Origin of the sequence: Kitasatospora sp. NPDC048298, from assembly GCF_043201465.1 — a bacterium.
In the GTDB taxonomy this organism is placed as follows: domain Bacteria; phylum Actinomycetota; class Actinomycetes; order Streptomycetales; family Streptomycetaceae; genus Kitasatospora.
This window is the reverse complement of record NZ_JBICYZ010000002.1, coordinates 226,206-239,616: the sequence shown is the minus strand read 5'-3', so window position 1 is coordinate 239,616 and position 13,411 is coordinate 226,206. Positions and strand designations below refer to the sequence as shown.

11 protein-coding genes are annotated in these 13,411 nt (G+C 71.0%); 5 read left to right on the top strand and 6 right to left on the bottom strand.

The window, feature by feature from the left end; all coding sequences use genetic code 11:
- Positions 1 to 5 precede the first annotated feature (5 nt).
- Positions 6 to 1,202 (top strand): glycoside hydrolase family 113, encoded by a 1,197-nt coding sequence (locus tag ACGF0D_RS02235; RefSeq protein WP_392913646.1) that lies wholly within the window; start codon positions 6 to 8, stop codon positions 1,200 to 1,202.
- A gap of 36 nt (positions 1,203 to 1,238) precedes the next feature.
- Here ACGF0D_RS02235 and ACGF0D_RS02230 read toward each other — a convergent pair whose 3' ends face one another.
- The 6 genes from ACGF0D_RS02230 to ACGF0D_RS02205 form a co-directional block, all read right to left on the bottom strand.
- The gene (locus ACGF0D_RS02230) at positions 1,239 to 3,428 is read right to left on the bottom strand and encodes an acyltransferase family protein (RefSeq protein WP_392913645.1); all 2,190 of its coding nucleotides are present in this window, start codon (positions 3,426 to 3,428) and stop codon (positions 1,239 to 1,241) included.
- Between the two features lie 151 nt (positions 3,429 to 3,579).
- A complete protein-coding gene (locus tag ACGF0D_RS02225; RefSeq protein WP_392873298.1) occupies positions 3,580 to 4,074 on the bottom strand; it encodes a GNAT family N-acetyltransferase in 495 nt (164 codons plus the stop codon).
- Between the two features lie 116 nt (positions 4,075 to 4,190).
- Positions 4,191 to 5,069, bottom strand: coding sequence for a histidine phosphatase family protein (locus tag ACGF0D_RS02220; protein ID WP_392913644.1), 879 nt, complete (start codon positions 5,067 to 5,069; stop codon positions 4,191 to 4,193).
- Positions 5,070 to 5,223: 154 nt separating this feature from the next.
- The gene (gene mctP / locus ACGF0D_RS02215) at positions 5,224 to 6,834 is read right to left on the bottom strand and encodes a monocarboxylate uptake permease MctP (protein ID WP_392913642.1); all 1,611 of its coding nucleotides are present in this window, start codon (positions 6,832 to 6,834) and stop codon (positions 5,224 to 5,226) included.
- On the bottom strand, positions 6,831 to 7,094 hold the full coding sequence (locus tag ACGF0D_RS02210; RefSeq protein ID WP_392913641.1) for a DUF3311 domain-containing protein: 264 nt from the start codon (positions 7,092 to 7,094) through the stop codon (positions 6,831 to 6,833). The genes mctP and ACGF0D_RS02210 overlap by 4 nt, the downstream gene beginning before the upstream one ends.
- Before the next feature lie 393 nt (positions 7,095 to 7,487).
- Positions 7,488 to 8,279 carry a GntR family transcriptional regulator gene (locus ACGF0D_RS02205; RefSeq protein WP_392873287.1) on the bottom strand — a complete coding sequence of 264 codons (792 nt, stop codon included), beginning with the start codon at positions 8,277 to 8,279 and terminating at the stop codon, positions 7,488 to 7,490.
- A gap of 337 nt (positions 8,280 to 8,616) precedes the next feature.
- On the opposite strand from ACGF0D_RS02205, the gene ACGF0D_RS02200 reads away from it, so the two are divergent.
- The 4 genes from ACGF0D_RS02200 to ACGF0D_RS02185 all read left to right on the top strand — a co-directional run bounded on the left by ACGF0D_RS02200 (position 8,617) and on the right by ACGF0D_RS02185 (position 13,386).
- Positions 8,617 to 9,888, top strand: a complete 1,272-nt coding sequence (locus ACGF0D_RS02200) for an extracellular solute-binding protein (RefSeq protein ID WP_392873284.1) — start codon at positions 8,617 to 8,619, stop codon at positions 9,886 to 9,888.
- Between the two features lie 91 nt (positions 9,889 to 9,979).
- Positions 9,980 to 10,999, top strand: coding sequence for a carbohydrate ABC transporter permease (locus tag ACGF0D_RS02195; protein ID WP_392873281.1), 1,020 nt, complete (start codon positions 9,980 to 9,982; stop codon positions 10,997 to 10,999).
- Positions 10,996 to 11,826, top strand: coding sequence for a carbohydrate ABC transporter permease (locus ACGF0D_RS02190; RefSeq protein ID WP_392873278.1), 831 nt, complete (start codon positions 10,996 to 10,998; stop codon positions 11,824 to 11,826). The genes ACGF0D_RS02195 and ACGF0D_RS02190 overlap by 4 nt, the downstream gene beginning before the upstream one ends.
- Before the next feature lie 6 nt (positions 11,827 to 11,832).
- Positions 11,833 to 13,386 (top strand): glycoside hydrolase family 3 protein, encoded by a 1,554-nt coding sequence (locus tag ACGF0D_RS02185; RefSeq protein WP_392873275.1) that lies wholly within the window; start codon positions 11,833 to 11,835, stop codon positions 13,384 to 13,386.
- Positions 13,387 to 13,411 lie beyond the last annotated feature (25 nt).

Genomic DNA, 13,411 nt, shown 5'->3' with positions numbered 1-13,411 from the left:
CGACCGTGAAGCGCCCCGTCATCTTCATCCTCCCGACCGTGGTGGTCGCCCTCACCGTGGGCGTCCCGGTGGTCTGGGGGGACCATCCGATCAAGTTCGACCACCGCCGCCCCACCACGGTGCACTGGGCCGGTGCCCCGACCGAGCAGGGCCGGGTCTGGGGCTTCGGCAAGGACACGCCGCAGGTGGAGGACGACGGCCCCAAGGTGGCCCGCCCGTGGACCAAGGGCAGCCCCGAGTGGGGCGTGCAGGTGTACTGGCTGGACGACCCGGCGGACCCGGAGAGCTTCGTCCAGGGCAAGGTCGACCGCATCGTCAAGTACGTGGTCGGGCTGAACGCCAACTCCCTGTCGGTGACCTTCCCGTACTACACGACCGGGCCCAAGTCGAACGCCGTCGCCGCCCGGGCGACCACCCCGAGCCCGGAGCGGCTGGCCCTGCTGCTGGACTCCGCCCACCGGGCCGGCCTGCGCACCACGGTGCGGCCGATCATGGACGAGGAGGTGTTCGACTACTCCGCCACCGGCGTGTGGCGCGGCAACATCGCGCCCGCCGACAAGGACGCCTGGTTCGCCAGCTACGCCGCCTTCCTGACGCCGTACCTGAAGACCGCCCAGGAGCACTCCGCGACCGAGTTCACCGTCGGCACCGAGTTCAACTCGCTGGAGAACGACCCGCACTGGGCCGGCCTGATCGAGCAGGCCAGGAAGGCCTTCCGCGGCCAGATCGTCTACGACGCCAACTGGGACAACTGGTCCAAGGGGCCGCTCCCGCTGCCGGCCGACGGGACCGGCGTGGACGCCTACTTCCCCGCCAAGTCGGCGGGCGACGACGCCCCGGTGGCCGACCTGGTGGCCAGCTGGAACGGCTGGCTCGACAAGCGGGGCGCGGGGCCGCAGCCGGCCACCAAGCTCACCGAGGTGGGCATCCCGGCGCAGAAGGGCGCCTACAAGACGCCCGGGGACTTCTACACCAAGCGGGAGCTGAACGAGCCCGTCCAGGCCGCCTGGTTCACCGCGGTCTGCCAGGTGGCGCAGGAGCGCAAGCTGGGCGGGGTGTACTTCTGGTCGCTCTACTTCGGCATCGACCCGACCCTGCCGACCAACCAGGACACCCCGCGGATGGACTTCGCCGGGCGCCCCGCGTCCGAGCAGGCGATCCGCACCTGCTTCGCGCAGTCCTACGAACTGCCGCCCTCCTGAGGCGCGTTGCCCGCCGGGGCCCCGGCGGGCAACGCCCTAGCCCTGGGGCGCGGTCGTCTTGGCGCTCGGGGTCCGGGTGGGCTTCGCCGAGGTGTGGCCGGCCGTCGGCTTGGTGGACGAGGTCGGGGTCGGCGTCGGCGTGGGGGCCGGTGTGGTCGAGGCCGTCGGCGTCGGCGTCGGGGTGGGGGTCGGGGTCGGCGCCGCGGCGGGCTGACCCGGTGCCGCGCCGGCCAGCGCGCCCGCGATCTCCTTCTCCAGCCACGGGGTGACGAACCGCATGCCGGCCTGGGTGAGGTGCACCCCGTCGTTGGCCGGGGAGACCAGGTGGCCCTCCTTGTCCTTCCAGGCGCAGGTCTCGTACGGGCAGTAGAAGGTGTTGAGGTCGAGCAGCCGGACGGCGCCGCCGGAGGCCTTCACGAAGTCGCCGACCTGCTGGTTGTAGCAGGTGCCCCAGGTCTTGTTGATGGCGCCGTTCTCGACCCGCTCGTTCATCAGCAGCACCTGGGCGCCCTGCGCGCGGCGGCGGATCTGGTCCACGGCCTGGGAGAGCTGGACGCCGTAACGGGTCCGGTAGTCCTCGTCGCACGGGTTGAGCCAGCTGCCGTCGAGGTACTGCTCGGCGGCGTCCCAGCCGAGGTGGACCACCACGGCCTGCGGCCCGGCGCCGAGCTGCCGGTCCCAGGCGGCGTTCCGGTCGCGGCACTCCTGGCTGGTCTCGAACTCCTCCCCGGAGGTGGTGCGCACCTTCTCCGGGCCGAACACCCCGCACCCGCTGATCCCGCCGTCGACGACGCGGTAGCGGTCCCCGTGCCGGTACAGGCCGGTGGAGAGGTCCTGGGAGAAGGAGTCGCCGAGCAGCAGGACCATCGGCTTGCCGTTCGGCCCGGACTTCATGTCGTGCGTGACCCAGGCGGGCAGGTACCAGGCGCCGGTGGTGGCCACCGCGGCGGTGACGGCCACCAGCGGGACGGCCGGGAAGGCCCGCCAGCGCAGCACCCGCAGCTTCTCGGTGCCGGTGTGCAGCAGCCAGGCCAGGACCCAGGAGACGGGTGCGCCGATGGCCAGCAGCTTCTTCGGCGAGATGTCGTCGACGTAGTGCTGGAGCAGCCAGTACACCGGCAGGTGGAGCAGGTAGAGGCTGTAGGAGATGGTGCCGGTGAGCCGCAGCGGGGGCAGCGACATCAGCCACACCAGCGGTCCCCGCTCCTGGCACAGCGAGACGGTGAGGACGGCGGCGAGGGCCGCGACGACGGCCAGCCCGCCCTGGTAGAGCCACGGTTCGTGGTAGGTGCCGACGGCGAGGCTGGCCCACACCAGGCCGCCGAGCGCCGCGGTGCCGACCAGGGTGGGCAGCACGGGGCCGGCCGGCAGGCGCAGGCGGGGGCGCGGCCCGCCGGTGCCGTCGGGGGCCCCGGCGCGCACCTTGCGGCGCAGCCACAGGTAGACCCCGAAGGCGGCGGTGGCGCCGGCCGCGAAGCCGACCGCGCGGGTCTCGGTGCCGAGGTAGAGGCGGTCGCTGTTGTGGCCGTTCCACAGCAGCGGGGCGACCAGCGCGGCGGCGACGAACAGTCCGGCGGTGGCGAAGCCGGCCGCGCGCACGGAGCGGCGGCAGATCCCGTGGACGGCGAGCAGCAGCAGCGGCCAGAGGGCGTAGAACTGCTCGGTGATGCTGAGCGACCACATGGCCGCGAGCGGGTCGATCGACTCGAAGTGCTGCCAGTAGGCGTCACCGCGCGACAGCTGGGCCCAGTTGGCGATCTGGGCGAGCGTGGCCAGGGCCTGCGGGCGGAGGTCCCTGACGTCCCGTAGCGGACTGACCAGGGCGGACAGCCCCACCACCAGGATGATGGTGGCGAACAGGCCGGGCAGCAGCCGCTTGGCCCGGCGGCGGTAGAAGACGCCGAGTCGGATGCCGTCGGTGCGGTCCAGCTCGCGGACCAGCACCAGGGTGACCAGGAAGCCGGAGAGGACGAAGAAGACGTCCACGCCGAACAGGCCGTTCTGGAACCAGTTGGTGTGGTACAGCAGCACCGAGGCGATGGCCAGGCCGCGCAGGCCGTCCACCGCCTTGAAACGGACGGACGGCGGCAGCGGTCCGCGGGGCTCCGGGATCGGTGCGGGGATCGCGTAGCGGCTGGTGGCGGGGGCTTCGACGCCCCTGCTCCTGCGCATGTCCTGGAGCGTGGGCCCGCTCGCGGGCGCGCCGATGCCGGGCCCGTCGTCCATGTGGTCTGTTCCCCCGGGGTCGGTCGACTGTCGCGACGTGTCCATGGGCACGTCTTGATCTGTGGTTTATATCAAAAGACGTCTGCTGATCGTCCGTCGGTCACCGGCCGGGAACGCGGCCGGTGATCCCGGAGGGTGTCTCGGGGCCGGGTCAGAACGCCATGGTGTAGACCATCAGGTCCATTCCCGGGTACGGGGCCCAGTCCCGCTCGGGCGTGCGGCGGAAGCCTATTCGCTCGTAGACGCGGTGGGCGGTGGTCATCTCCGGGCGGGTGGAGAAGGCCATGCCGGCCAGGCCGAGTTCGTGGCTGCGGGTGACGGCGGCGCGGACCAGGGCCTCGCCGACGCCGCGGCCGCGGGCGGCGGGGGCGGTGGCGAGCATCCGGATCTCGCCCTCCCGCGGGGTGGCGATGTCCGCCCACTCGGTGCCGCCGACGGCGAAGGTCACGCAGCCGAGGACCCCGGCTCCGGCCGCGTCGACGGCGACCAGCAGCTCGGCCTCCCGGGCCCGGCGCTCCGAGTCGCGCAGCAGCTCGACGTAGCTGCCCGTGGGGTTGGTGAAACCGTCGCCGACGAAGGCCTCGACGGTGATCCGGCCGGCGTCGGCGAGGTCCTCGGGGAGGGCCTGGCGGATGAGGAAGTCCATCGGGCCAGTGTGCCGGAGCCCGGTGCGGGGCGGTTCTGCGGGGTCGAACGGACCCGGTGGGCGGCAGGGCGGGTGGCAGGGCGGGCGGCCGGGAGGCCCGCCGGGGAGGGCGGCCGTCAGTCCTCCCCGAACGCCAGGTGCCCGACCCCGTTCCAGCCGTCCGGCCGCAGCCGCCCGTCCTGGGCCCGCCAGAGGCTGGTGGAGCAGTTGTGCACCGGCCCGAGCGCGGTGAGCTGGTCCTCCGTGAGCCGGTCCAGCGCGTAGCGGAGCATCAGCACCGTGCAGTCGTGGGCGACCAGCAGGACGGGCCGTCCGGCCTCCTCCTCGCAGAGGTCCCGCAGCAGGCTGCGCACCCGCAGCGCGACGTCGGCCCAGGACTCGCCGCCCGGCGGGCGGTAGTACAGCTCGCCCATCTTGCGCCGCCGGGCCGCCTCCTCCGGGTGCTTGGCCTCGATCGCGGCCTTGGGCAGCATCTCCAGGACGCCGAGTTCGCGGTCGCGCAGCCGCTCGTCGTAGCGGACGGCCAGGGTGACCGGGACGGCGCCGAGCCCGGCGGCCTGGGCGAGCGCGATCCGGGCGGTCTCGGCGGTGCGCACGTACGGCGAGCACCAGACGCTGCGCGGGCGGTCGGCGCTGGGCAGGCCCGCCCACCAGTGGCCGAGCGCCTGGGCCTGCCGCCGGCCGTTCAGTGACAGCGGGATGTCGGCGTCGCGGCAGCTGATCGGGACGCTGAGGGCGCCGACGGCCTCGGCGAGCTGGAACTCGACGTTGGCGGTGGACTCCCCGTGCCGGGTGGCGATCAGTACGGACGGCAGCCGGCCGGCCGTCGGCGGGCGGTGGGCGGCGGCGTGCTGCCCGTGACCGCCGGCGTGCGGGCCGTGGCCGGTGCCGTGCTGGCCCGGGGCGGTGCCGTGCTGGCCCTGCGTGGTGGCGTGGTGGTGCTGGCTCTGGGTGGACTGGTGCTGGCCGTTGAGGGTGGTGCCGAGTTCTGCCATGGCCGCGAGCTCCCCGTGGTCGATCAGGTCCCGGCCGGATGCCGGTCCGGTCTGGTGGTGCCCGGCGTGCACGCCTGTTCATACATATGATCGCGCCGCCTTCTCCAGTGTTCACGGAGAAGGCGGCGCGATCACAGGGCGCGTACCGCGTCAATCAGTGCGCCGCTACGGGCTCCGGCGCGTTCTTCGGCTCTTCGTCGCCGGCTTCGGCGCTGTAGTCGGACGGCTTGGTCTCGTCCGGGAGCTCCGGCGCCTTGGCCGCCCGCAGCACCAGGGTGAGCGCCACCGAGACGATCAGGTTGAGCGCGAAGGCGGTCAGGCCGATGTAGCCGATCTCGCCGATGACGGGGATCTCGGCCGAGTTGCCGCCGAAGTGCTTGGTGGCCTTGCTGGAGATCCCGTACGCCTCCCAGGTGCCGTACACCATGCCGGCCGCCCAGCCGGCGAACAGCGCCCAGTGGTGGAACCAGCGGGTGAACAGGCCGCCGACGATCGACACGAAGGTCTGCAGGATCCACAGGCCGCCCAGCAGCTGGAGGTTGATCGCGGCCTGCTTGTCCATGCCGAGCACGAAGACCAGCGCGCCGACCTTCACCAGCAGCGAGACCAGCTTGGCGATCCGGGTCTCGTCGGCGGGGGTGGCGGCGGGCTTGAGCCACTCCTTGTAGACGTTGCGGGTGAACAGGTTGGCCGCCGCGATGGACATGATGGCGGCCGGCACCAGCGCGCCGATGCCGATCGCGGCGAAGGCCACGCCGGTGAACCAGTCCGGGAACATGTCCGCGAACAGCTGGGGCACCGACAGCTGGGAGTTGTAGCCCTTGACGCCCTTGCCGACGCCCGCCGCGACCGCCATGAAGCCGAGCAGCGCCAGCAGGCCCAGCATCAGCGAGTAGGCGGGCATGATCGCCATGTTGCGGCGCACGGTGTTGCGGGACTTGGAGGCCAGCACGCCGGTCACCGAGTGCGGGTACATGAACAGCGCCATCGCCGAGCCGAGGGCGAGCGTGGCGTACGTCCACTGCTTGTTCTCGGGGATGGTCAGCGAGCCGGCCTTGGCCTCCTTGAAGTGCTGGGCGGTGGCTTCGAAGATGTGCCCGTAGCCGCCGAGCCGGATCGGGATGTAGATCACCGCGACGATGATCACGATGTAGACCAGGGCGTCCTTGACGAAGGCGATCAGCGCCGGGGCGCGCAGGCCGGAGGAGTAGGTGTAGGCGGCCAGCACGCCGAAGGCGATGAACAGCGGCAGGTCCTTGACGAACCAGTTGGCGTTCTCCCCGCCGCCGACCCCCAGCACGTCCAACACGGCCTGGATGCCCACGAGTTGCAGGGCGATGTACGGCATGGTGGCCAGGATGCCGGTGAGCGCGACCACCAGCGACAGCGGCCGCGAGCCGTACCGGCCGCGCACGAAGTCGGCCGGGGTCACGTAGCCGTGCACCCGGGAGACCGACCAGAGCCGGGGCAGGAAGAGGAAGACCAGCGGGTAGGCGATGATCGTGTACGGCACCGCGAAGAAGCCGGCCGCGCCGGTCGCGTACACCGCCGCCGGGACGGCGACGAAGGTGTACGCGGTGTAGAGGTCGCCGCCGAGCAGGAACCAGGTCACCCAGGTGCCGAAGCTGCGCCCGCCCAGGCCCCACTCGTCCAGGTGCGCCGCGTTGTCCGCGCGGCGCCAGCGCGAGGCGAGGAAGCCCATCACCGTGACCAGGGCGAAGAACAGCACGAAGACCACGAGGGCCGGCACGTTGACGTCCTTCATCGCGCACCGCCCTTCCGGGCCGCCTTGCGGGCCTTCTCGTCACGGTTGATCAGCAGGTAGGCGGCCACGGTGAACACGGCCGACACCGGCACCCAGAGCAGTTGGTACCAGTAGAAGAACGGCATGCCGGCCGCCGCCGGGTCGCTCTTGTCGTACGAGGACACCCAGAGCATCGCGACGATCGGCACGAGCAGGGCCAGACCGGCCAGCACCCGTTCGGGCGTCACCGCCGGGACGGGCCTCCAGGCTGGCTCGGGCATGACATCTTCGACGGTGAGGGGATCAGACGGCATCTTCGGCTCCGCTCCGGAGGGTTCCCCGTCGGCGCCGCAGCCCGGTCGGCGCCGAGCGCCGTACGGGCCCGCCGAGCAGCACCATCGGTGATCGGCAGTCAGGTCTGTACGGCTGCGCAATCTAGAGCATGGGGTGATCCATGTCACCGGAATTGACGCAACTTCCCACCAGACGGACGCGAGCGGCCGATGTCCGCCCCCGTGCGGCGGAAACGCGGCGGGAGCAGTGGCGGAAACGCGGCGCACGTACGGCGGGAAGGCGCTGCCGGCGCGGGACCCGGAGAAGCCGTCGCGGAACGCGAAGGGCACCGGCGCGCGGGTCGCGCGCGCCGGTGCCCGAAGTGCGGTGGGGGAGTGCGGCTACTCCGGACGCTTCAGCCGGGTGATGAACTTGTAGCGGTCGCCGCGGTAGATCGAGCGGACCCACTCGACCGGCTCGCCCTCGGCGTCGAAGGAGTGCCGGGAGAGCTGGAGCATCGGCAGGCCGAGGTCGGAGCCGAGCAGGCCGGCCTCGCGCGGGTTGGCCAGGGTGGTCTCGATGGTCTCCTCGGCCTCGGCCACGGTGACCCCGTACACCTCGCGCAGCGCCGCGTAGAGCGAGTTGTGCTTGGCCAGGTTGCGGCGCAGGGCCGGGAAGCGCTTGGCGGACAGGTGAGCGACCTCGATGGCCATCGGGTCGCCGTTGGCCAGCCGCAGGCGCTCGATCCGCAGCACCCGGCCGCCCGGCTTGATGTCGAGCAGCGGGGCGAGCCGGTCGTCGGCGGTGATGTAGCCGATCTCGATCAGCCGGGAGGCGGGCTCCAGGCCCTGGGCGCGCATGTCCTCGGTGTAGGAGGTCAGCTGGAGGGCCTGGGCGACCTTGGGCTTGGCGACGAAGGTGCCCTTGCCCTGGATGCGCTCCAGGCGGCCCTCGACGACCAGCTCCTGGAGGGCCTGGCGCACGGTGGTGCGCGAGGTGTCGAACTGGGCGGCCAGCGCTCGCTCGGGCGGCACCGGGGTGCCGGCGGGCTGGGTCTCGGTGAGCTGCAGCAGGTGCCGCTTCAGGCCGTAGTACTTGGGGACGCGCGCGGTCGGATCGGTTCCGGCCTGCGTCGGGAGGCTGTTCACCTCGGGGTCGTCGACCTGGGCGGTGGATCCCCCGTCGCTGCTCATCGGACCTGTTCTCCCGCTTCTCGCGAGGTCCTCACTGACCCCGCCACATCGTTAACGGCTCACATCGTTGCATGTATGGCTACGGAACGAATACCTCATCACGCGATGAACGATGTGCGGTGTCGGCTTGATAACGGGTGGTCGAGATCGGTCGAACAGCCGTTGACAGGCCCATTGGTCTAGGCCAAGCTCCAGGCAGCTGGTCTACACCACTAGGCCGGTAACTATGAATCCCCCCACCCGTTCGAAGGGGTCCGCGGCACCATTCCCCCCGCTTTGTGTGGGTCTGCCGCTGCCGCCCGACGGGGGCAACCCAGGCATCCCTCAGGAGGATGGCGTGAAGCGTCAGCTCATCGCGGCGGTCGGCGTCGCAGCAATGGTCGTCGGCGTGGCGGCTTGCGGCTCGGACGACAAGAAGGAGGGCGGTTCCTCCTCGGCGGCCAAGAACTACGACGGCAAGACCCTCACCGTGTGGCTGATGGACGGCTCGGCCCCCAAGGGCTGGGAGGACAGCGTCAAGGCGGACTTCGCCGCCGCCTACCCGGGTGCCAAGCTGGAGATCCAGACCCAGAAGTGGAACGGCATCGGCCAGAAGGTCACCGCCGCCCTCTCCGAGGGTTCGGTGGACGTCCTGGAGATCGGCAACACCCAGACCGCGGGTTACGCGGCCACCGGTGGTCTGCTCGACATCACCAAGGACAAGGCCGACCTGGGCGGCGCCGACTGGGCCGCCAACCTGAGCGAGTCCTCGATCATCGAGGGCAAGCAGTACGCCGCCCCGTGGTACTTCACCAACCGCGTGGTGACCTACAACAAGGACATCTGGACCAAGGCCGGCATCACCGCCCCGCCGAAGACCCTGGACGAGCTGTACCAGGACCTGGACAAGGTCAAGGCCGTCCCCGGCGTCAACGACGCCCTCTACATGCCCGGCCAGGAGTGGTACGTCTACTTCGGCCTGCTGCAGAGCGAGGGCGGCAAGCTCGCCAAGAAGGACGGCGACAAGTGGGTCGGCGGCCTGTCGAGCCCCGAGGGCCAGAAGGCGTTCGAGACCTACAAGAAGCTGCAGGGCTACTCGGCCACCGCCCCGAAGGACAAGGACGAGGCCACCCCGCAGCAGAAGGACATCTTCGCCAAGGGTGACATCGGCACCATCATCGGCCTCGGCTGGGAGCTCCCGAAGCCCGAGGAGCTGGCGGCCGACAAGATCGGCTTCTTCGCCCTCCCCGGCAAGACCGCGGACAAGCCGTCCAGCGTCTTCCTCGGCGGCTCGAACCTGGCGATCGCCCAGCAGAGCAAGAACCCCGAGCTCGCCAAGGGCTTCATGAAGATCGCCATGAGCGACAAGAACGAGGGCCTGGTCGCCTCGTCCGGCCTCATCCCGAACAAGGTCGCGCTCAACGGCCAGGTCACCGGCGACTTCGCCAAGGCCGCCCTGCCAGCCTCCGCCAACGGTGCGACCACCCCGAACGTCCCGACCTGGACCAACGTCGAGAACGAGCCGAACCCGATCAAGGACTTCCTGACCTCGGCGCTGACCGGCGACTACGCCGCCGCGGCCAAGAAGGCCGACGACGAGATCGCGAAGCGTCTCAACCAGAAGCAGTAAGGCAGTCGAGCGGCGTCGCTCACCGGCTCCCGGCGGGGGGCCGGTGGGCGGCGCCTTCCGTCGTGGTCGGGTTTGCAAGGAAGAGAGAGCGATGGCTGCGCAGTCGGAACGGGTGCAGACACAGTCCCCGGAGCCAACGAAGTCCGTGGTGGCGTCCACGCCCACCACCCCCGGTGCCGAGCGCACCCCGAGCAGGGGCGGCAGACCGTCGGACGGGCCCGGCGTGGCGTCCAGGTTCGCCCCGTACCTGCTGCTGCTGCCGGCCATCGCGGTGACCCTCGTCCTGCTGCTCTGGCCGTTGGTCGAGACGGCCGTGGTGTCGTTCCAGAACCTCAACAAGCGGCAGTTCATCCAGCACCTGACCGAGTGGAACGGCTTCGGCAACTACACCGACCAGCTCACCGGCTCGGAGTTCTGGACGATCACCCTGCGCACGGTGATCTTCACGGCGGTCAACGTCGTGCTGATCATGGTGTTCGGCACGCTGATCGGCCTGCTGCTCAACACCCTCGGCAAGTGGATGCGGCTGGCGCTCTCGGTCGCCCTGCTGCTGGCCTGGGCGATGCCGGTGGTCGCCGCGACCACCGTCTACACCTGGCTCTTCGACCAGAACTTCGGCGTCGTCAACTGGTTCCTGGACAAGCTGGGCTGGCACTCCATGGCCCACTTCAACTGGACCGGCGGCCAGTACTCCACCTTCTTCGTGATCATCCTGCTGATCGTGTGGCAGTCGGTCCCGTTCGTGGCGTTCAACATGTACGCGGGCCTGACCACGATCCCCAAGGAGCTCTACGAGGCCGCCCGGATGGACGGCGCCGGCTCGGGCAAGATCTGGACCTCGGTGATCTACCCGATCATGAAGCCCTTCCTGCTGGCCACGACCTTCCTGGAGGTCATCTGGGTGTTCAAGGCCTTCACCCAGGTCTACCTGATCAACAAGGGCGGACCGGACGGCCTGACCCGCACCCTGCCGGTGCACGCCTTCCTCGAGGGCATCGGCTCCCAGCGCTTCGGCGTCGGCTCCGCGATCGCGGTGCTCACCATCCTGATGCTGGCCGCGCTGATGGCCTACTACTTCCGCATCATTCTCAAGCAGGAGGACGAGCTGTGAGGCGCTCGCTCATCGGACGCACCTGGCCGAACCTGATCGCGGTCGTCCTCTTCGTCTTCTTCCTGTTCCCGGTCTACTGGATGTTCACGACGGCGTTCAAGCAGAACAAGGACATCGTCAGCCGGGACCCCGTCTTCCTGCCGCTGAACGGCACGTTCGAGCACTTCGACCGCGCCGTGCACGTCCCGCACTTCTGGACGTACGTCACCAACAGCCTGATCGTCACCGTCGGCGCGGTGCTCGGCTCGCTGGTGATCGCCACCCTGGCCGCCTTCGCGATCGCCCGGATGCGCTTCCGCGGCCGCAAGGGCTTCGTCCTGGTCGTGATGGCCGCCCAGATGGCGCCCTGGGAGGTCATGGTCATCGCGGCGTACCTGATCGTCCGTGACAACGACATGCTCAACAGCCTGGTGCCGCTGACCGCCTTCTACCTGATGATGGTGCTGCCCTTCACGATCTGGACGCTGCGCGGCTTCATCGCCGCCGTGCCGAAGGAGCTGGAGGAGTCGGCCATGGTGGACGGCTGCACCCGCACCCAGGCCTTCGTGAAGGTGATCTTCCCGCTGCTCGCTCCCGGCCTGATGTCGACCTCGCTGTTCGGCTTCATCACCGCGTGGAACGAGTTCCCGCTGGTCAACATGCTGAACAAGAAGGAGGCGGCGCAGACCCTCCCGCTCTGGCTGTCCTCGTTCCAGACCGCGTTCGGCACCGACTGGGGCGCGACCATGGCCGCGTCGACCCTGTTCGCCGTACCGATCCTGATCCTGTTCATCTTCCTGCAGCGCAAGGCGGTCAACGGACTGACCGACGGCGCCGTGAAGGGCTGAGTCCACGTGAGCATCCTCGTTCCCACCGTGCCGGACAGCGACCAGCTGCACCGCGACGCCCTGACCGTCCTCCAGCCCGGCTTCGTCGGCACCGAGCCGCCGGAGTGGCTGCGCCGCCACCTCGCCGCGGGCCTCGGCTCGGTCGCGCTGTTCGACCGCAACGTGGTCGACCTCGGCCAGCTGTCCGCGCTGACCGGGGCGCTGCGTGCCGAGAACCCCGACCTGCTGATCGCCATCGACGAGGAGAGCGGTGACGTCACCCGGCTGGAGGCGGGCTCCGGCTCGTCCTGGCCCGGCAACCTCGCGCTCGGCGCGATCGACGACCCGGCGCTGACCCGGGACGTCGCCCGCGAGCTGGGCCGGGCGCTGGCCGCGGCCGGCGTCAACTACAACTGGGCGCCCACCGCGGACGTCAACTCCAACCCGCGCAACCCGGTCATCGGCGTCCGCTCCTTCGGCGCCGACCCCGAGCTGTGCGCCCGGCACACCGCCGCCTGGGTCGAGGGCCTGCAGTCGGCCGGCGTGGCCGCCTGCTCCAAGCACTTCCCGGGCCACGGCGACACCGCGGTGGACTCGCACCACGGCCTGCCGGTCATCGACGTCGACCTGGACGTGCTGCGGGCCCGCGACCTGATCCCCTTCCAGGCGGCGATCGCGGCCGGCACCAAGGCCGTGATGACCGCCCACATCATGATCCCGGCGCTGGACCCGAAGCTGCCCGCCACCCTGAGCCCGGCCGTGCTGCGCGACCTGCTGCGCGCGGCCCCGGCCGACGGCGGCCTGGGCTACCAGGGCCTGATCGTCAGCGACGCCATCGAGATGGGCGCCATCGCCGACACCTTCGGGATGGGCGAGGGCACCGTGCTGGCCCTGGCGGCCGGCGCGGACGCGATCTGCGTCGGCGGCGGGCTCGCCGACGAGGAGACCGTGCTGATGCTGCGTGACGCCATCGTGGCGGGCGTGCGCTCCGGCCGGCTCGCCGAGGAGCGGCTGGCGGACGCCGCCGAGCGGGTCCGGGCGCTGGGCAGCTGGGGCCGGATCGCGGCCCAGGGCGAGCGGATCGAGCCGGACCTGGCGGTCGGCCTGCGGGCCGCGCGCCGGGCGCTCCGGGTGGTCCGGGCGCCGGGCCTGGTGGTGCCCCCGGTGAGCGAGCGCCCGTACGTGGCCTCGTTCTCGGACGAGCCGAACATCGCGGTCGGCGACGTCACCCCGTGGGGCGTGGCCGGCATGCTGGCCGACCGCTTCCCCGGCACCCGCACCCGCGAGGTGTCGGCGGCCGAGGCCGCGCCGGAGCTGCTGGACGCCCTGGTCGGCGAGCTGGTGGCCGGCGCCGAGGGCCGCCGCCTGGTGCTGGTGGTCCGGGACGCGCACCGGCACGCGTGGATGTCCGCCGCGCTGGGCCGCCTGGTGGCGGCCAGGCCGGACGCCGCCGTGGTCGAGATGGGCCTGCCCCAGTCCGAGCCGGTCGGCGCCCTCCACATCGCCACCCACGGCGCCGCCCGGGTCTGCGGACTGGCGGCCGTGGAGGTCCTCACCGGACAGCCGGGAGCGGTCGGCTGAACCGACCGACGAGGCGTCACCGGCG